The organism is Kitasatospora sp. NPDC059088 (assembly GCF_042738155.1).
Lineage (GTDB): Bacteria > Actinomycetota > Actinomycetes > Streptomycetales > Streptomycetaceae > Kitasatospora.
This window is the reverse complement of the sequence record NZ_JBHYGR010000008.1, coordinates 42,963-60,608: the sequence shown is the minus strand read 5'-3', so window position 1 is coordinate 60,608 and position 17,646 is coordinate 42,963. Positions and strand designations below refer to the sequence as shown.

15 protein-coding genes, 1 tRNA gene and 1 riboswitch are annotated in these 17,646 nt (G+C 74.2%); of the genes, 5 read left to right on the top strand and 11 right to left on the bottom strand.

Annotation, left to right across the window (positions count from 1 at the left end):
- Positions 1-225 precede the first annotated feature (225 nt).
- Complete coding sequence (locus tag ACFWXO_RS05955; protein ID WP_380522517.1) at positions 226-1,776, bottom strand: sensor histidine kinase; 1,551 nt, start codon at positions 1,774-1,776, stop codon at positions 226-228.
- On the bottom strand, positions 1,773-2,495 hold the full coding sequence (locus tag ACFWXO_RS05950) for a response regulator transcription factor (RefSeq protein WP_375883033.1): 723 nt from the start codon (positions 2,493-2,495) through the stop codon (positions 1,773-1,775). The genes ACFWXO_RS05955 and ACFWXO_RS05950 overlap by 4 nt, the downstream gene beginning before the upstream one ends.
- Before the next feature lie 145 nt (positions 2,496-2,640).
- Between ACFWXO_RS05950 and ACFWXO_RS05945 the strand changes: the two genes are divergently transcribed.
- On the top strand, positions 2,641-3,180 hold the full coding sequence (locus ACFWXO_RS05945) for a hypothetical protein (RefSeq protein ID WP_380522516.1): 540 nt from the start codon (positions 2,641-2,643) through the stop codon (positions 3,178-3,180).
- Positions 3,181-3,247: 67 nt separating this feature from the next.
- Here the strand turns inward: ACFWXO_RS05945 and ACFWXO_RS05940 are convergent, their stop codons facing one another.
- Positions 3,248-3,778, bottom strand: coding sequence for a VOC family protein (locus ACFWXO_RS05940; protein ID WP_380522515.1), 531 nt, complete (start codon positions 3,776-3,778; stop codon positions 3,248-3,250).
- A gap of 192 nt (positions 3,779-3,970) precedes the next feature.
- Here ACFWXO_RS05940 and ACFWXO_RS05935 point away from each other — a divergent pair, with 192 nt between their 5' ends.
- A complete protein-coding gene (locus ACFWXO_RS05935) occupies positions 3,971-4,555 on the top strand; it encodes an Lrp/AsnC family transcriptional regulator (protein ID WP_380522514.1) in 585 nt (194 codons plus the stop codon).
- Between the two features lie 11 nt (positions 4,556-4,566).
- Here ACFWXO_RS05935 and ACFWXO_RS05930 read toward each other — a convergent pair whose 3' ends face one another.
- The 3 genes from ACFWXO_RS05930 to ACFWXO_RS05920 all read right to left on the bottom strand — a co-directional run bounded on the left by ACFWXO_RS05930 (position 4,567) and on the right by ACFWXO_RS05920 (position 8,298).
- Positions 4,567-5,373, bottom strand: a complete 807-nt coding sequence (locus ACFWXO_RS05930; protein WP_380522513.1) for a S16 family serine protease — start codon at positions 5,371-5,373, stop codon at positions 4,567-4,569.
- A gap of 69 nt (positions 5,374-5,442) precedes the next feature.
- Complete coding sequence (locus ACFWXO_RS05925) at positions 5,443-6,093, bottom strand: helix-turn-helix domain-containing protein (protein ID WP_350564128.1); 651 nt, start codon at positions 6,091-6,093, stop codon at positions 5,443-5,445.
- Positions 6,094-6,465: 372 nt separating this feature from the next.
- Positions 6,466-8,298, bottom strand: coding sequence for a DEAD/DEAH box helicase (locus tag ACFWXO_RS05920; protein ID WP_375883453.1), 1,833 nt, complete (start codon positions 8,296-8,298; stop codon positions 6,466-6,468).
- A 310-nt stretch (positions 8,299-8,608) separates the two neighbouring features.
- On the opposite strand from ACFWXO_RS05920, the gene ACFWXO_RS05915 reads away from it, so the two are divergent.
- Entirely contained in the window at positions 8,609-9,037 is a 429-nt protein-coding gene (locus ACFWXO_RS05915; protein WP_375883023.1) for an SsgA family sporulation/cell division regulator, read from the top strand.
- Positions 9,038-9,116: 79 nt separating this feature from the next.
- Here the strand turns inward: ACFWXO_RS05915 and ACFWXO_RS05910 are convergent, their stop codons facing one another.
- The 3 genes from ACFWXO_RS05910 to ACFWXO_RS05900 are packed head-to-tail and all read right to left on the bottom strand — an operon-like array spanning position 9,117 to position 13,647.
- Complete coding sequence (locus tag ACFWXO_RS05910; protein WP_380522511.1) at positions 9,117-11,717, bottom strand: rhomboid family intramembrane serine protease; 2,601 nt, start codon at positions 11,715-11,717, stop codon at positions 9,117-9,119.
- Positions 11,684-13,009 carry an alpha/beta hydrolase-fold protein gene (locus ACFWXO_RS05905; RefSeq protein ID WP_375883019.1) on the bottom strand — a complete coding sequence of 442 codons (1,326 nt, stop codon included), beginning with the start codon at positions 13,007-13,009 and terminating at the stop codon, positions 11,684-11,686. The genes ACFWXO_RS05910 and ACFWXO_RS05905 overlap by 34 nt, the downstream gene beginning before the upstream one ends.
- Positions 13,006-13,647 (bottom strand): class F sortase, encoded by a 642-nt coding sequence (locus ACFWXO_RS05900; protein ID WP_380522510.1) that lies wholly within the window; start codon positions 13,645-13,647, stop codon positions 13,006-13,008. Before ACFWXO_RS05900 ends, ACFWXO_RS05905 begins: the two co-directional genes overlap by 4 nt.
- 445 nt (positions 13,648-14,092) lie before the next feature.
- Here ACFWXO_RS05900 and ACFWXO_RS05895 point away from each other — a divergent pair, with 445 nt between their 5' ends.
- Entirely contained in the window at positions 14,093-15,400 is a 1,308-nt protein-coding gene (locus ACFWXO_RS05895; RefSeq protein WP_380522509.1) for a hypothetical protein, read from the top strand.
- A 7-nt stretch (positions 15,401-15,407) separates the two neighbouring features.
- Here ACFWXO_RS05895 and ACFWXO_RS05890 read toward each other — a convergent pair whose 3' ends face one another.
- Both ACFWXO_RS05890 and ACFWXO_RS05885 read right to left on the bottom strand, forming a co-directional pair.
- On the bottom strand, positions 15,408-16,847 hold the full coding sequence (locus ACFWXO_RS05890; protein WP_375883011.1) for an MFS transporter: 1,440 nt from the start codon (positions 16,845-16,847) through the stop codon (positions 15,408-15,410).
- A gap of 96 nt (positions 16,848-16,943) precedes the next feature.
- Entirely contained in the window at positions 16,944-17,258 is a 315-nt protein-coding gene (locus ACFWXO_RS05885) for a DMT family transporter (protein ID WP_375883009.1), read from the bottom strand.
- Between the two features lie 44 nt (positions 17,259-17,302).
- Positions 17,303-17,371, bottom strand: a riboswitch (guanidine-III (ykkC-III) riboswitch).
- Positions 17,372-17,451: 80 nt separating this feature from the next.
- Here ACFWXO_RS05885 and ACFWXO_RS05880 point away from each other — a divergent pair.
- A tRNA-Cys gene (locus ACFWXO_RS05880) sits at positions 17,452-17,523 on the top strand.
- Positions 17,524-17,646 lie beyond the last annotated feature (123 nt).

Sequence of the window (17,646 nt, the reverse complement as noted above, 5' to 3'; positions counted from 1 at the left end):
CGGGGACGTCCCGGGCGGCCGGCCCGGCTCGGTCGGGTGACCGGCGCGACCGACGCTAGCCGCGCCCGGGGGCCGGAAACCGCGGGCTGAGCGAGGGGTGAAGCTCCCTTAGGCCGCAGTTAAGGAAGAGGCCCCGGAGGAGAAGGCGCCGGAGGAGGACGCCCTGGAGGAGAAGGCGCCGGAGGAGAAGGCCCCGGAGGAAGAGGCCACCCTCCCGACCCGCCGTCACTTCGGGAACAGCGCACCCCGGGTCCGCCGCCGTCCGGCCCGCGCGGGCGGGGCCTCCTTCGGGCGGGTGCGCAGCCGCAGCCTGGTCTCCGCGCCGCCGAGCACGGCGGAGCGGCCGAGTGCCAGGTCGCCGCCGGTGGACTCGGCGAGCTTGCGCACGATGTCCAGTCCGAGGCCGGTGGAGCCCTCGCCGCCGTGGCCCTCGCCGCGTTTGAGGGCGGCGGCCGGGTCGCTGTAGCCGGGCCCGGCGTCGCCGACCAGCACGATCACCGCGTTCTCGGTGGCCAGGACGTCCACCGAGAAGGCGGTGCCGACGGCGGTGTGCCGGAAGACGTTGCCGAGCAGGGCGTCGACGGCGGCGGCCAGGTCGCCGCGCTGGACGGGGACGGGCGCGGCGCGTTCGGCGCCGGCCAGTTGCCAGCGGCGGCCCTCGTCCTCGGCCAGCGCGGACCAGAAGCCGACCCGTTCGCGGATCACCTCGGCGGCGTCGCAGCCGACCGCGACGGCGGGCGCGTCCTCGGGGGCGCGGCGGGCGGAGCGGATGATCTGGTCGACCTCGCGCTCCAGTTGGGCCACCGCGTGCCGGGTGGCGTCGGCCGCGTCGCCGTCGCCGAGGGAGGCGGCGTTGAGCCGCAGCACGGTCAGCGGGGTGCGCAGTCGGTGCGACAGGTCGGCTGCCAACTCGCGTTCTGCCGCGAGGAGTTGGACCACCCGGTCGGCCATGGCGTTGAACGCGTTGGCGGCCTCGCGGAGTTCCTCGGGGCTGCCGTCGACCTGCTTGCCCGTCACCGGGACGCGCACCGCGAGGTCCCCGGCGCCCAGCGAGCGGGCGGCGGCGGCCAGCCGGCGGGCGGAGGCCACGATCCGGCCGCCCATCCGGTCGGCGACCAGCACCGAGAGGGCGACCAGGCCGAGCGCGACGGCGGAGAGCACCAGCCAGGCGGTGGCGACGCCCCGGGTGAGGTCGCTCTCGGCGACGAACACCTCGACCACGGCGGTCCGTCCGGTGTCCACCGCGACCGGCTGGAGCAGCGCGTAGCCGCCGGGCACCGCGACGGTGAAGGCCCGGCCCTGGTCGCCGGCCGTGGCCACGTCCGCCGCGGCGGCGCGCCCCTCCCCGAGGGTCGGCCCGTCGGGCCCGCCGGACCCCGCGGGCGCCCGGGTCGCACCGGCCCCCGCAGCCGCCCCGGCCCCTTCGGCCCCACCCGCCCGGCCGGCCCCGCCGGAACCGCCCGACCCTGCAGCCGCACCGGCCCCGCCCGAGGCCCAGGACTCCCCCGCGGGCACCGGAAGGTGTACCGCCATCCGGCCCTGGCCCCCCGCGTCGGTGCTGGCCAGCGCACGGTTGACGGCGTCCTGGTCGGTGGTGATCGCCAGGGCCGGCCCGAGCGCCGCGGCCTGCCGCTCGGCGGCGGTGAACGCCCGGTCCCGGGCGGTCTGCTGGACCATCAGGCCGAGCGGGATGAGGAAGGCCAGCGCGACCATGGTGGTCCCGGCCACGGCGGCCTTGATCAGGGCCCAGCGCAGCGAGTGGGTGAACCGCTTCATGTCCGGTGCTCCGCGGGGCCCCCGGTCGCGGGGCCCGCGGTGGCGGCCTCCAGCCGGACCCCGACGCCCCGGACGGTGTGCAGGTAGCGGGGGTTGGAGGCGGTCTCGCCGAGCTTGCGGCGCAGCCAGGAGAGGTGGACGTCGATGGTCTGGTCGCCGCCGTAGGTCTGCTGCCAGACCTCGGCGAGGATCTCCTTGCGCGGCACCACCACTCCGGGCCGGGCGGCCAGGAAGGCCAGCAGGTCGAACTCCCGCCGGGTCAGGTCGAGCAGCCGCCCGTCCAGGACGGCCTCGCGCCGCTGGAGGTCGATGGCCAGTCCGCCGACCCGCAGCACCTGGGCGACGGGCGCGGTGCCGCCGCCGAGCCGGCGCAGCACGGCGGCCATCCGGGCGCTCAGGTGTTCCCCGGAGAAAGGTTTCACCAGGTAGTCGTCGGCACCGTCGTTGAGCAGTCGGACGATCTCGGCCTCGTCGTCCCGCGCGGTCGAGATGATCACCGGGACGTTGGTCAGTCCCCGGATCATCTTGAGCGCCTCGCTGCCGTCCAGGTCCGGCAGGCCCAGGTCCAGGATCACCAGGTCGCAGCCGACCTGGGCGACCTCCCGCAGCGCCTCCAGGGCCGTGCCCACACTGCGGACCGCGTGACCGGTGTCGGTCAGGTGGCGGATGAGCGCGGAACGTACGAAGGGGTCGTCCTCGACCACGAGCACTGTTGCCATGGCCCTGCACGGTACGCCATCGGCGGGCAGTGGTCTGTACCTCGGGGGTGGCTGCGCACGGCCTCCGGACATGGTGCAACTCCCCTGCCGAACACCGGGGGTACCCGTCACGACCTGCCCGGAAATGCGGCAGGATGTGCGGACGATGCGGAACGGACTGGTACAGCTCTGCGCCTGGGCGGCGGCCACCGGGGCGGCGGTGGCGCTGTCCTGGCTCGGCGTGCACGCCGTGCTCAGCGGAGCCGCGTTCGAGCGGCCCACCGCGCTGCCGCTGCCCTCCCCCAAGGTCGGGAGCACCCCGTACGGAGCGAGCGCCGCCCCCGGCCGGACGCCGACCGGCGACGCACCCTCCCCGCCGTCCTCCCCGGCCACCAGCGCGGCCGCCACCGCCGCGCACGCCCCGGTCACCACCGCGGCCGCCCCGCCGACCAGGAAGCCCGTGCCCGCCGCCACCACCCCGACGTCGACGGTGAAGAGCTACCCCGTCCCCGGCGGCCGGGTCGCCCTGGACATCCGCGCCGACCGGGCCTCGCTGGTCTCCGCCACCCCGGACCCGGGCTGGCAGATGCAGGTCTGGAACGGCGACCAGTGGATGCGGGTGGACTTCACCAAGGACAACCAGGCCAACTCGGTCTTCGTCTACTGGAACGGCCACCCGCCGGTCGTGGAGACGGCGGTCCGCTGACCCGCCGCCGCCCGCGACCCCGGCACCGCACCCGCCGTACCGGTCACCACCAGCGCGGACACCCCCGTCACCACCCCGCGAAGGCCTCGTACCCCGGCAGGTACGGCCCCGCGTAACCCGACCGGTCGACCAGGGTGTGCCGGGAGCCGCCCGGCACCGCGATGGTGGCCAGCACCACCGAGCCGTACCGGTCCCGCACCTCGTACGGTTCGGCCAGCGACAGCGCGCCCCGGTCCACCGCGTAGTCGTACGCGTAGGGGACGTCCGGCACGCCGACCGCGAGGTCCAGCACCCCGTCCCCGTAGCGCTCCAGGTGCGCCGCCAGCTCACGGCCGCGCGGGCCGATCACCTGCACCGGCGAGGTGAGCACGATCCGCGTCCCGGGCCCGGCCAGCACGTAGGAGACCGCCTCCGGGTCACCGGTCCCCGGCCCGGCGTACGCCGTACAGCGCAGCCCGAGCGCCGCCAGGTAGCGGCGGGCCGCCCGCTCGGCGTCGCCGACCACGAACACCAGCGCGTCGGCGCGGCCGGGCGGCAGCGGCCCCGGGTCCTCCGGTCCCCCGGCGAGCAGGACGGATTCGGCGGCGGTGTCGGTCATGACGGCCCTCCCGGTAGGCGTACGGACCACCCGGCGCCCGGGGTGGGGCCCGGAGCACGGGATCGTGGCTGGAGGGTGGCGCCGGGCCGACCGACGCGCAACTGTTCCGTTTCCTCCTGGTCAAGCTGCGCCCCGGAGCGGGAGAATCGGCGGCACCGCTGTACAGAATGCCCACCGGAGGACCGAGCCGCGATGCCCCCCGCCCACTCCCCGAGCGCCCCGGGCTCCCCCGACCCGTCCGCCCCCCAGGGCGCCCCCGCGGCCCCGGCCGCCGCCGGCACCGGCACCGGCGGCGGCGGCGGCGGCAACGACACCATCGACGCCCTGGACGGCCGACTGATCCGGCTGCTCGCCGAGGAGCCCCGGATCGGCGTGCTGGAGTGCTCGCGCCGGCTCCAGGTCGCCCGGGGCACCGTGCAGGCCCGGCTGGACCGGCTGCAGGCCAAGGGGGTGATCAGCGGGTTCGGCCCGGAGGTGGACCCGGCCGCGATCGGCTACCCGGTGACGGCCTTCGCCACCCTGGAGATCTCCCAGGGCCAGGGCGCGGACGTGCGGGCGCACCTGGCGCGGGTGCCGGAGGTGCTGGAGCTGCACACGATCACCGGGATCGGGGACATGCTGGTGCGGATCGTGGCCCGCTCCAACGCCGACCTCCAGCGGGTGATCGACCGGGTGCTGGGCTTCGACGGGATCGTCCGCTCCTCCACCGCGATCGTGCTGGAGAACCCGGTGCCGTACCGGATCCTGCCGCTGGTGGACCAGGCGGCCGCCGAATAGGACGGGGCGGCTCAGCAGCTGGGAACGCTGCCGCCGCTCTTCAACGCCTCGAGCGCCTGCACCGACTCGGCGAGCGTGCCCACCGGCACCAGCCGCAGCGTCCTGGGGGTGTTCACCTTGGCGTCCGTGCACTCGTCCTTGGGCAGCAGGAACACCGTGGCGCCGTCCCGGGCCGCCGCCTGGGTCTTCAACGGGACGCCGCCGACCGGGCCGACGGTGCCGTCGTCGTCGATGGTGCCGGTGCCCGCGATCCTGAGCCCGCCGGTGAGGTCGCCGCCCTTGCCGTCACCGGCCAGCTTGTCGACGATGCCCAGCGCCAGCATCTGTCCGGCGCTGGGGCCGCCCACGTCCCCCAGGTCGACCTTGACCTTCACCTGGGCCGGCGAGAGGTGGAGGTAGCCGAGCGCAGCCGCGGTGGCGCTGTCCTGGGACTCGGCCATCTGCTGGGCCGTCACCTGCTCCGCCTTGGCCGGGTTGCCCTGCGGGTACACCGTCTCGGTCGGCCGGACGGCCTCCTTCGGGTCGAACCAGGCGCGCAGGCCCCGCCAGAACGTGGTCTTCTGCCCCGGGTTGGTGGCCGAGATGGTGACCATCCGCAGCTCGCCCTCGGTGCTGCGCAGCGGCGCCCCGGTGATGGTGAGCACCGGCCGGTCCTGGTAGCTGCCGAGGGTGTCCGCGGTCAGGCCCGGCCAGGTGATCGTGTACGGCAGCGGGACGAAGGCCGCCACGCCGAACAGCGCGGCGACCAGGACCCCGCAGATCGCGAGCGAGCGGGTCCGCGGGGACGGGAGGGCCTTGGGCAGCTTGGTGTCGGACACAAGGGGAATCCAAACACACCCGACACTCCCGCGTGGTTCGCCCGCTCGCCCCGCGCCGGACGGCGGGCGCTACCTCAGGGCGTCGGCCACCTCGGTGGCCGCCTCCACCACCCGGGGGCCGACCCGTTCGGGCACCAGCCCGTTGAGCATCACCACGCCGACGCTGCCCTCGATGCCGCTCAGCCCGAGCAGCGCGGCGGCGGCCCCGCTGGCCCCGGACTGCTCCTCCGCACGGGTGATGACGAATCCCTGTTCGGGCCGGCGCTGGCTGGGGAAGCCGCGGGCCTCCAGGATCGCCCGGCCGGCCGCGCTCTCGCCGAGCGGGTGGCGCAGGCCGGTGCGGTAGGCGACGTGGAAGTCGGTCCAGCTGGGCTCGACGACGGCGACGGCCAGCGCCTCGTTGCCGTCCACCAGGGTCAGGTGGGCGGTGGCGCCGAGGTCCTCGGCGAGGCTGCGCAGGGCGGGGAGTGCGGCCTCGCGCAGCAGCGGGTGGACCCGGTGGGCCAGGCGCAGCACGCCGAGGCCGACCCGGGCCCGGCCGCCGATGTCACGGCGGACCAGGCCGTGCTGCTCCAGGGTGGCGAGGAGCCGGTAGACCACGGTGCGGTTGACGGCGAGGCGGGCGGCCAGCTCGGTGACGGTGAGCCCGCGCTCGGAGTCGGCGAGGAGCTTGAGGACGCGGACGCCGCGATCCAGTGTCTGGGAGGTCTCTGCTGTCACGACGGGCAGTCCTTTCCGCGGCGCTCGCGGGGCGTGCGGCGCCGGGCCAGAAGGTCGGTGTCGCGCGCAGGTGGGGGTGGCCGCGCTCGGGCCGTGCGGCGTCGTCCTTGACGACCGCACGGTCCTGCGGAGCCCGTCCCGCGGGGGTTGCCCGGCGGAAGAGCGTGGGGGAAAGGTAGTGAAGGAATTCCCGCGGCGGAAGTGGTTGTCCAAAATTCGGTCGTGATCGGCATCACCGCCGCCGGGAATTCCGGACAAACCCTGCCGATCCACCGGCCCGACCAGGGCGTCAGTTCGACCCCGGTCCGATGTCCGGACACTCCGGGGGGAGGCGGTCCGGGCCGCGGCGGCCCGGATCCGCCTGCCGGACCGTTACTTCGCCCACTCCCGGATCTTGGCGATCCGCGCCGTCAACTGGTTGGCGGTGGCCTGCGCGGTCAGCGGCCCGCCGCACTGGCGGCGCAGCTCGTTGTGGACGGTTCCGTGCGGCTGGTTGGTGCGGTGGTGCCAGGCGGCGACCAGCGCGTTCAGCTCCTTGCGCAGCTCGCGCAGCTCCTGGTGGGTGACCACCGGCCGCTGCTCGGCCGGGAGCTCCAGCAGGTCGGCCTCCTCGGCGGGCTTGGTCTTGCTGCGCTGGATCTGCCGGTGCTGGCGCTTCTGCAGCAGCATCTGCACCTGGTCCGGCTCCAGCAGGCCCGGGATGCCGAGGTAGTCCTCCTCCTCCTCGCTCCCCGGGTGGGCCTGCATGCCGAACTCCATGGCGTTGTACAGCACCCGGTCGAAGACCGCCTCGGAGCCCAGCGCCTCGTAGGAGAACTCCTCGCCGCCCGCGCCGTCCGGCCCGTCGTTGGCCCGCTCGGCCTCGGCGAGCAGCCGGTCCTCCTCGTCGAAGAGGCCGTCGCCCTCCTTCTTCGGCCGGTCCAGCACGTGGTCGCGCTGGAGCTCCATCTCGTTGGCGAAGCCCAGCAGCATCGGGATGGTCGGCAGGAACACCGAGGCGGTCTCGCCGCGCTTGCGGGCGCGCACGAAGCGGCCGACGGCCTGGGCGAAGAACAGCGGGGTGGAGATCGAGGTGGCGTACACCCCGACGCACAGCCGGGGCACGTCGACGCCCTCGGACACCATGCGGACGGCGACCATCCAGCGCGAGGTCCCCTCCGCGTAGTCGGAGATCCGCTTCGAGGCCTCGGTCTCGTCGGAGAGCACCAGGGTGACCTTCTCGCCGCTGATCTCGCGCAGCATCTTGGCGTAGGCGCGGGCCACGTTCTGGTCGGTGGCGATCACCAGTCCGCCGGCGTCCGGGATCGCCTTGCGGACCTCGGTGAGCCGGCGGTCGGCGGCCTGGAGGACGGAGGGGATCCACTCGCCCTGCGGGGAGAGCGCGGTGCGCCAGGCCTGGGCGATCAGGTCCTTGGTCATCGGCTCGCCGAGCCGGGCCTCCAGCTCGTCGCCGGACTTGGTGCGCCAGCGCATGTTGCCGCTGTAGCTGAGGAAGATCACCGGGCGGACGACGTGGTCGGCGAGCGCGTGCCCGTAGCCGTAGGTGTAGTCGGCGATGGACTTGCGGATGCCGTCGCTGCCCGCGTCGTAGGCCACGAAGGGGATCGGGTTGGTGTCCGAGCGGAACGGCGTCCCGGTCAGCGCCAGCCGGCGGGTGGCCGGCTCGAAGGCCTCGAAGCAGGCCTCGCCCCAGGACTTGGAGTCACCGGCGTGGTGGATCTCGTCCATGATCACGAGGGTCTTGCGGGCCTCGGTCCGGTTCCGGTGCAGCATCGGGTTGACCCCGACGCCCGCGTAGGTGACCACGATGCCGTGGTAGTCCCGGGAGAGCGGGCCGGAGGAGTACGCCGGGTCCAGCCGGATGCCTATCCGTGCGGCGGCCTCGGCCCACTGCTTCTTGAGGTGCTCGGTCGGGGCGACGACGGTCACCTGCTGCACCAGGTGGTTGTGCAGCAGGTACGAGGCCAGGGTGAGGGCGAAGGTGGTCTTGCCGGCGCCCGGGGTGGCGACCGCGAGGAAGTCCCGCGGCTGGGTCTCGATGTACTTGTCCAGCGCACCCTGCTGCCAGGCCCGCAGCTTGCCCGCGGTGCCCCAGGGGGCACGACCGGGGAAGGCCGGGGAGAGGTGGTGCGAGGCGGCGGGCGCGGCGTGGCCGACGGCCCGGGCGGGCTCCTGCTGCTCCGGTGCGTCGGAAAACAGCGGCATCGAGGAGGCGGCGGCAGTACTCACGGTCTCCGAGGGGGGATCATCGCAGGTCAGGGGCGGTTTGGCGGCCCCGTCCCGCGGTCGGGCGGCGATCGGACAACCCGCCCAGCGTACCGGGCCGGCGCCGTTCGGGCCTCCAGGCCGGGCTCCGTGCCGGGCCCGGGCGGCCGGAAATCGCTGTGACGCAGGTCACGTCGATTCCTCCGTGGAACCGGGTAATCCCCACTGTCCCCGGGACTCTCACCAGGGTGAGGCCGCCCCAACCCCACCTGCCGTCGGGCGGCCCGCACCGAACGAAGGGACCCACCCCTTGTACTCCGCCGTCGAAGAGACCGTCCAGGCCCGCCTGATCCTCTCCCCCCAGCGTTCCGCCCGGCTGCGCGTGGTCCTGTCGTACCTGCCGGAGGACCCGTACGCGGTCCGGATGGCCTTCCCGGCCGAGTTCTCGCTGGACGGGCCCGCGGACGAGCGGGCCGGCGAGGACATCGTCTGGGTGTTCGCCCGGCAGCTGCTCTCGGCCGGCCTGGAGCTGCCGGCCGGCGTCGGCGACGTCCACGTCCGCCCGGCCCCCGCCCGGCACACCATGGTCGAGCTGCGGGCACCGGAGGGCACCGCGCTGCTCCGGTTCGACACCGGGGACCTGCGCCGGTTCCTGTGGCGCAGCCGCCTGCTCGTCCCGGAGGGCGAGGAGCACCTGCACCTGGACGCCGACCGCGCCCTCGCCCAGCTGCTCGGCTGACGTGGGCGCGGCCCCCGGGCCCGGGGCCGGGGCCGGGGCCGCCGCACGCCCGAGCACCGGTCCGGCCGGTTCAGCCGGTTCAGCCGGACAGCTTGCGCATCAGCCGGACCCCCTGCGCCGCCGTGAGGTGCGGCAGATAGGCCTTGCCGATCGCCCTGGTGATGCCGGGCAGCGCGGCCGGGTCGGGGTACGCCATGTACATCGGCCGGTACTCCGGCTGGAACTTCGCCTTGAACGCCAGCAGCGAGCGGAACCCGTACACCGGCTCCAGCACCCGGCCCATCCAGTCCAGCATCCGCTGCAGGCCGGCGGGCTCCTCGTCCTGCCGGGCGCGGGCCAGCGGTGCCCCCGACAGCGAGAGGAAGCGGGCGCCCTCGCCCTTGAAGCCGAGCGCGGCCGAGGCGATCAGGAACTCGTTCACGCCGCGGAAGCCGTCCGAGCGCCGCCGCATGAAGTCGAGCGTCCAGCCGACCGGCACGCCGTCCTCGTGCACCGGCATCCAGCTGGTGAGCCCGTGCACCACCCGGTCCTGGTCCACCGCGATCAGCACCCGCACGTCCGGGTCGTCCAGCTCCTCCAGCCCGCCGAGCGTGAAGCCCATCTCGGGCAGGCCCTTCTCGGAGACCCACTCCTCGGAGATGGCCCGGATCTGGTCGCGCAGCGCGAGCGGCGCCTCCTGGTAGGTCCACCACTCCGCGGTGATGCCCTGCTTCCCGGCCTTGTTCAGGGCGGTGCGGATGTCCTGCCACTTGCGGCCGGTGAAGGCCAGTTCGGGCAGCGGCACCACGGTGTCCTCGGCGACCTGCACCGAGCGCCAGCCCAGCTGCGCGGCCGCCGCCCTGGTCTCGGCGCAGACGCTGTAGAAGCACGGCGTCCAGCCGCGGGCGTCGCAGTAGCGGGCGAATCCGGCCACCGCCCGGGCCCGCGCCTCCGGGGCGCCGAACGGGTCGCCGGTGGTCAGCGCCACGGTGCCGACCACCCGGTAGGCGACGGCCGCGCGGCCCTGCTCGTCGAACCAGTAGTGGTTGCCCTCCCAGGTGGTGATGAAGGACAGCGTCCCGCCGCCGTGCTCGGCGAGCAGCGCCCGGGCCCGGGCGGCGGCGGCCGTGTCGGTGCGCAGCACCGGACGGCGGAACGCCGACAGCAGCGCGAGCAGCGCGACGACCCAGAACGCCGGCCCGCAGTACGTCTCCAGGAACAGCGCCATCGGGCCGACGGCTATCGGGTAGTCCGGCAGCAGGTCGTTGTAGGCGGGCGGCAGGAACTGGGCGGGCAGCCCGTTCACCAGTCCGCGCACGCCCGCGCCCGGCTCGAACTGCCCGGCCACCAGTCGCCCGACGCCCACGTAGGTGGCCGCGGCGACCAGCGCGGCCCCGCCGACCACGACGGCCAGCCGGCGCACCGCCCGGCCGGTCAGCCGCAGCCGGAACCGCTGCCGGGTGGCCAGCAGCAGCACGGTGGTCAGCAGCGGCAGCAGCATCGCCTCGACGAAGTACTGCACCGCGTCCCCGCTGACCGGCCCGGCCTCGAAGTACAGCCAGGCCAGCAGCGCGGCCCAGAGCACCTCGGTGACGACGCTGATCCGCCAGGCGAACCGCAGGCCCCGGCGCAGCCCCTCGGCGAGCACCAGCAGCAGGGCCGGGAAGAGCGCGGCCATCAGCCGGGCGGGGGTGTCGAATATCCGCTCGACGGCGTGCGCCCGGGCGCAGTCGTGCGCCGAGGCGGCGCAGAAGTCGGCCACCTCCTCGGGGCTGAGCCGGTGCGAGAGGTACAGCTCGGAGAAGGTGTTGAACGGACCGCTGGCGTTGTCGTACAGCGAGGCGATCAGCGGCCCGCAGGCGGCGGCGACCAGGCAGAGCGCGACCAGCACCCGGGTCTCGCCGTGCGAGGAGCGGTGGGTGCGCAGGTACGGCCGGCCGCGGCTGAGCAGGGCGCCCAGGCCGAGGCCGAACAGCGCGCCGGCGCAGCGCTGGACGCTCTGCAGGTGCCCCACGTACAGGGTCATGACCAGCGGGACGAGCAGCACCAGCAGGTGCAGCCGGCGGCGCCAGAGCACGGTGAGCCGGTAGCCGAGCACCCCGGCCAGGGCGAACAGGCCGACGGCGGGCCCGACCGAGGTCTGGTCGGCCACCGAGGCGGTCCACTGCTCCCCCGCCGAGGAGCCGAACGCGACCAGCCCGGTGCCCAGCAGGGTGCCGGCCACCTGCCCGCCGACCAGCAGCGCGAGGGTGCGCAGCCGGCCGAACCGGCGCTCGGCGGCCGGGCCGACCAGGAGCAGCAGCAGGCTGGTGAAGACGTACGAGCCGATGCCCGTGGAGAAGGACAGCGAGCTGACCGGCGTCCACCAGCGGCCCTCGCCGAGGGTGGGCAGGCCGACGCCGACCCGGGCGAGCAGCCGCCCGGACGGACCGCCGGACAGACTGCCGGTCGCCGCGCCGAGGGCCCAGAACCCGGCCAGCAGCGCCAGGGTCAGCGGCGCCGAGCGCAGCCGGTCGCCGAGCATCCGGACGGCCCGGCGGATCCGCTGCGGCCCGACCTCCGGCGTCGGGGTGACCGGGGCCAGGTGGGCGTCCTGCGGTTGCGAGGCCTCCGCGTCCCGCCCCTCCGCGCGCTCCCGCCCCTTGGCGACGCGCGCCGCCGTCCCGATCACCGGGTCAGCCCGGTCTGCTGGGCCAGCCACGGGATCTGCCGGACGATGCCCGGGCGGAAGACGACCCAGCCGTGACCTCCCGGCATGAGTTCGAACTTCGCCTTCATACCGGCCTCCTGAGCGAGCTGGTAGACCTTCTCCATCTGCGGTCTGAACTCCCCGTCGTGTTCGCCGACGACCAGCGCGACGCTGGTGTCCGGGAACTTCCGGCGGGCCATCACGTGGGCGGGATCGACCGCCTCGAACTTCTTCCCGTCGCCGCCGAAGGCCGCCTTGACGGTCTCCTCGCGGGTGCCCAGGGTGGGCTCCTCCTGCCCGGACATGTCGAGCACGGTGCCGTACACGTCGGGCGCGTTGACCCCGAGCTGGAGGGCGCAGGTGCCGCCCATCGAGGCGCCGCCGATCGCCCAGGCCTTCGGGCCGGTGGCGGTCTGCAGGTTCTGGTGGACCCACCGGGGGACGTCCACCGCGAGGTAGGTCTGCACCTTGGCGATCTTCGAGTCCAGGCAGAGCGTGTTGGCCCAGGTCGAGCCGAGCTGGTCGGGCATCACGACGATCGGCGCCAGGCCGTGGTGCTCGGCCGCGAACGCGTCCATCGCCGCGTTGATCTGCCCGGAGAGCACCCAGTCCCCGGGCTGCCCGGGCTGGCCGGGGAGCATCACGACCACGGGCAGCAGCGGCCGCGGGGTGGCCTGGTAGGCGGGCGGGAGGTAGACGTACGCGTCCCGGGCCTTGAAGCCGGACCTGAGGCCCGGGATCGGGACCACCGAGACGGTGCCCTTGTCGGGCAGGTTCGCCGGGGGCTGCCAGACCTCGTCCAGCACCTGCTCCGGCTGGGCGGAGACGGTCTGCGCCACCTTGGCGGCGACCAGGCCCTCGGTCCTGGTCAGCCACGGCGCCAGCATCACCCGCCCGTTGGGGAACTGGCCGAAGCCGGTGTTCACCTCGGAGGCGGCCATCAGCAGGACCAGCCCGCTGAGGCCGAGCGCCAGGCCCCGGCGCGGCCAGGACAGCCGGCGCATCCGGTACCCCGCCAGGCAGAAGCCCAGCAGGGCGACGGCTATCCACCAGGTGACGTACCGGGGGGTGCCCTCCGGGAAGGGGTGCCACCAGCCGTCGACGACGACCTCCAGCAGCAGGCTGAGCGCCGCCGCGGTGATCAGCGCGGCGGGCAGCCGGACCCGCCACCAGCTGCGGCCGCGGCCGACGGCGAGCGCGAACAGCGCCGCCCAGCCGGCCAGCAGGACGGCTTGCGGGATGGGGCCGTGGGTGAGCGGCCAGTCGATCGGGTTCCAGCGGGTGGCGAGGGTGAGGGTGGTCATGCGGCTTTGCCCGGCGGTGTGGTGTCGGCCAGGAATCCGTAGGCGACGACGTTTCCCTCGTAGCCGTGTTCCTCGCTGTACGCGCCGCCGCAGGTGATCACCCGCAGCTGAGCGTCGGCGGCCTGGCGGTAGACCCGGTCGTCCGGGAAGTCCTTTCGGTCGTGCACTTCGATGGCGTACAGCTGGTAGACGGCGGTGGCGCCGTCGGCGCGGGCGATCTCGATCCGGTCGCCCCGGTGGAGTGCTCCCAGGTGGTAGAAGACGGCCGGTCCGGCCTTGTTGTCGACGTGGCCCGCCAGGATGGCGGTGCCGCGCTGGCCGGGGGTGGCGCCGCCGCGGTACCAGCCCGCGAGGTTGCGGTCGGCCGCGGGCGGGGCCTGGAGGTGGCCGTCGGGGTCCAGTCCCAGCTCGGTGACGGGGGCGTCCAGGCGGACGGCCGGGATGCGGATCCGGGTCGGGGCGGACGGGCCGAGCGGGGGGACGACGGAGACCGGGGCGAAGCCCGACAGCGCCTGTCCGCTCGGCAGCGGCGGCAGCACGGGCGCGCCGCCCCCGTGCAGCAGCCAGGCCCCGAGCACCAGGGCGGCGCCGGCCGCCAGGGTGCCCGGCCAGGGGCTCGTGCTCTGCTGGACGCCCACGGGTGCTCCCTTCTGCCGGCCCGGATCCCATTCCTGAGAGTTTGCTGGGAACTCATTCAATCGGATCGGACCCTAAGGCACGTCCCCACGACGGTCGTATCCGCACCCGCCGATCGGCAGGGATGACGGCTCCGGACCTGCACGGAGTGGGTGGGCGGCCACGGTACGTGACGTTCCGCTTCCGCGTCCGGGGGCGGCGCTCCCACCCGTACGAACACCTTCGACGTTTCGGCCCGCCGTTTCGGTTGCGTCAATCGGGCGATCGATCACGACCGTTCGCTGCGCCTCTACGACCGTTCCGGCCCACATGCCATCCTGACCCGGTCACGGGCTCCACCCCCTCCGGGCCGACCGGACCTCCGCGCGCCGCACGCACCCCGAACGCACCCCGCGCGCGCCTGCCGGACTCCGCCCGCCCGTCGAACACCTCACGAACGGAGTGACCATGGACGCGCTCTCCCGCCGAACCCTGCTGGCCGCCGGAGCGGCCGGCGCCGCCACCCTGGCGGCGGGCTGCGGCAGCGACCGGGCCGGCGGGGGCGGGGAGCACGCGGCCGGCGGCGCGGCCCCGGCCACCCCGGCGTCCGAGGGGCAGAGCGCCACCCCCGCCGCGGTCCCGCAGAAGCCGCAGGCCGTCCTGCTCGGCGACGGTTCCACCTCGGACACCGGCCCCCAGCCCCACCAGCCCGTCCCGGACCGGCTCCAGCCCGGCCAGCGGCCCCCGCAGTTCGTGGTCTTCTCCTGGGACGGCGCCGGCGAGCTCGACAACGGGCTGTTCGCGCGCTTCCGCCGGCTGGCCCAGGAGCACAACGCCTCGATGACCTTCTTCCTCAGCGGGCTCTACCTGCTGCCGGAGTCCAAGAAGGACCTGTACCGCCCGCCGCAGCACAGGGTCGGCGCCTCCGAGATCGGCTACCTGAGCGACCAGCACATCCACGACACCCTGGAGAACGTGCACGCCGCCTGGCTGGAGGGCCACGAGATCGGCACCCACTTCAACGGCCACTTCTGCGGCCCCACCGGCGTCAGCGCGTGGTCCCCGGAGGAGTGGGAGAGCGAGATCCAGCAGGCGATGGAGTTCGTGACGAGCTGGCGCACCAACACCGGCTTCACCGACCTGCCGGCCCTGCCCTTCGACTACCGCAAGGAGCTGATCGGCAGCCGCACCCCCTGCCTGGAGGGCCAGCGCAACCTGCTGCCCACCGCCGTCAAGCGCGGCTGGCGCTACGACAGCAGCGGCAACGGCACCCAGGTCTGGCCGCAGAAGATCCAGGGCGGCGCGCTCTGGGACCTCCCGCTGCAGTCCATCCCCTTCCCCGGGCACACCTTCCAGGTGCTGTCGATGGACTACAACATCATGTTCAACCAGTGCGGCCCCAACACCAAGGCCGACCCGGCGCTCTACCCGGGCTTCCAGGCCCAGGCCCGGGACTCGTACCTGATGGGCTTCGACCGCACCTACAACAGCAACCGTGCGCCGTACATCATCGGCAACCACTTCGAGGAGTGGAACGGCGGCATCTACATGAACGCCGTCGAGGACGTGCTCAAGTCGATCGCGGGCAAGCCCGAGGTGCGGCTGGTCTCCTTCCGCCAACTGGTCGACTGGCTGGACGCCCAGGACCCGGCGGTGCTGCGCAAGCTCCAGGGCCTCGGCCCGGGCCAGTCCCCGGCCGGCGGCTGGGAGGCCTTCCTCGGCACCCCGGCCGCGCCGCCGGCCGCCTCCCCCTCCCCCACCGCCGCCGCGTCCTGACCCCGGGTCAGGCCCGGACCCGCACCCGCCCGGCGAGCAGCGCCCCCAGCGCCGCCACCGCGGCCATCACCAGCAGGATCACCGCGAAGGCGCCGGGCGAGCCGTCGGCCCCGGCGCCCTCGTGCGCCGCGGCCAGTGACCCGCCGCCCAGCGCCGCGAACAGCACCCCGGCCAGACCGGTCAGCAGCACGTTGCCCAGGGCGTCGCTCATCTGCAGCGCGGCCGAGTTGGCCCCGGCGTCCTCGGGCGCGGAGAGCTTCATCATCAGCACGCTGACGCTCGCGACCGTCAGCCCCATCCCGATGCCGCCGACGCCCCAGGCCACCGAGGCCACCCAGGCCGGGACCGCCGGGACCAGCACCAGCGCGGCGGCCGCGATCGCCACCGCCGTCAGCACGAAGCCGCCCCGGATCATCGCCTCGCGGTACCGCTCGGCCCCCGGGCGGCCCTGCAGCCAGGAGCCCAGCGCCCAGGTCAGCCCGCCGCTGGTCAGGGTGAGCCCGGACAGGGTCGGCGAGAGGCCGCGCTCGGTGGTCATCATCAGCGGGACGAAGGCCTCGGCGCCGAGGAACGCCCCCGCCGCCAGCCCGCGCAGCAGGATCACCGTCGGCAGCCCGCGCCCGGCCCGCAGGGTCCGCTTCGGCAGCAGCCCCAGCACGGCCGGGGCCAGCAGCGCCGCACCGGCGACGCCGGGGAGCAGCCCGACCAGGTCCCGGCGCTGGCCGGCGTACTGCAGCAGGCCGGCGCCGACCGCCGCCATCGCGGCCAGCAGGGTGCGGCGGCGGTCGAAGTCGGCGCCCTTGAGCACCGGGTGGTCCCGCTCGGAGCGGGCCAGCGCCGGGCCCATCACCGCCAGCGGCAGCAGGATCAGCACCGGCACCGCCAGGAACACCCAGCGCCAGCCGAGGTGCTGGGTGACGGCCCCGGAGACCAGCGGCCCGACGATCGAGGGCAGCACCCAGGCCGAGGAGAAGGCGGCGAACACCGCCGGCCGCAGGCGCTCCGGGTAGGCCCGGCCGACCACCACGTACAGCGCGACGATCACCAGCCCGCCGCCCAGCCCCTGGATCGCCCGCCCGGCCACGAACACCCACATGCCCGGCGCCGTCCCGGCCACCACCAGGCCCGCGCCGAACACCGCGATGCCGGTGAACAGCGGCTGGAGCGGGCCGCGCCGGTCGCACCACTGGCCGGAGACGACCAGGGCGAACAGCGTGGTGGTGAAGTAACCGGAGAAGGCGAAGGCGTACAGCCCCAGGCCGTCCAGCTGCCGGGCCGCGGTCGGCATCGCGGTGTTGACGGCGGTCGCCTCGAAGGCGATCACCAGCACGACCGACACGATCCCGAGCGTCAGGGCCCGGAAGCGGCCGCTCATGACCCCGCCCCCGGGGTCAGCTCCGGAGGGTATCGAGGGGGAGTCGACCGAGGTGGGGGAGGCAGTGGTCATACGTAACATCGTAAGAGCCGTCCGCGTCCTTGACTCCTGACCGGAGTCCCTGACCGGGTCCGTCGCAGGGCCTAGGACCGGCCCCGGGGGCAGGCGTCAGTGCAGCACCTTGAGCCCCACCACGCCGCAGACGATCAGCAGCAGGCAGCCGATCCGGGCCATGGTCACCGCGTCGCCCAGGACGGCCATGCCGTAGACCGCGGTGCCGACCGCGCCGATGCCGACCCAGACCGCGTAGCCGGTGCCGATCGGGATGGTGCGCATCGCGTACGCCAGCCCGCCCATGCTGAACAGCAGCGCGACGCCGAAGACGAGGCTGGGAACGAGGCGGGAGAAGCCCTTGGACGATTCCAGGGCCACTGCCCAGACGGTCTCCAGGAGACCCGAGACGATCAGAACGAGCCAAGCCATGACGGCCGTACCTCCGCAGTCCACAGCGGCCGGATTGCCGCTGAACTGCGCCGTCTTGTCGTCACCGGGTACGACGCGCTCGTCCGGGGTGGCGGGGAATCAACCACCTGCTCCGACCGTAGCACACATTGCCACACAGAATTTACACAACGTCATTGACCCCATTCGGCCGGTCCGCCATCCTGAATTCACTGGCCGTGTGCCCGAGTGGCTCAGGGAATCGTCTGCAAAGCGATGTACGCGGGTTCAATTCCCGCCACGGCCTCGAAAGGGGAATTGCCGGTGGCACCGATTAGGTCCGGCATTTGGCCTTTAGCCGTACGTTTTGGGGCGCCCCCTCCCGCCCCCCCCACCCCCCGGCCACCCCCCCCACCCCCCGGCCACCGCC

Excerpts from the sequence above, each read along its gene's own strand:
- ACFWXO_RS05950 (WP_375883033.1), bottom strand. The coding sequence starts at position 2,495 with ATGGCAACAGTGCTCGTGGTCGAGGACGACCCCTTCGTACGTTCCGCG.
- ACFWXO_RS05955 (WP_380522517.1), bottom strand. The coding sequence starts at position 1,776 with ATGAAGCGGTTCACCCACTCGCTGCGCTGGGCCCTGATCAAGGCCGCC.
- ACFWXO_RS05885 (WP_375883009.1), bottom strand. The coding sequence starts at position 17,258 with ATGGCTTGGCTCGTTCTGATCGTCTCGGGTCTCCTGGAGACCGTCTGG.
- ACFWXO_RS05940 (WP_380522515.1), bottom strand. The coding sequence starts at position 3,778 with ATGACCGACACCGCCGCCGAATCCGTCCTGCTCGCCGGGGGACCGGAG.
- ACFWXO_RS05935 (WP_380522514.1), top strand. The coding sequence starts at position 3,971 with ATGCCCCCCGCCCACTCCCCGAGCGCCCCGGGCTCCCCCGACCCGTCC.
- ACFWXO_RS05890 (WP_375883011.1), bottom strand. The coding sequence starts at position 16,847 with ATGACCACTGCCTCCCCCACCTCGGTCGACTCCCCCTCGATACCCTCC.
- ACFWXO_RS05920 (WP_375883453.1), bottom strand. The coding sequence starts at position 8,298 with ATGCCGCTGTTTTCCGACGCACCGGAGCAGCAGGAGCCCGCCCGGGCC.
- ACFWXO_RS05895 (WP_380522509.1), top strand. The coding sequence starts at position 14,093 with ATGGACGCGCTCTCCCGCCGAACCCTGCTGGCCGCCGGAGCGGCCGGC.
- ACFWXO_RS05945 (WP_380522516.1), top strand. The coding sequence starts at position 2,641 with ATGCGGAACGGACTGGTACAGCTCTGCGCCTGGGCGGCGGCCACCGGG.
- ACFWXO_RS05905 (WP_375883019.1), bottom strand. The coding sequence starts at position 13,009 with ATGACCACCCTCACCCTCGCCACCCGCTGGAACCCGATCGACTGGCCG.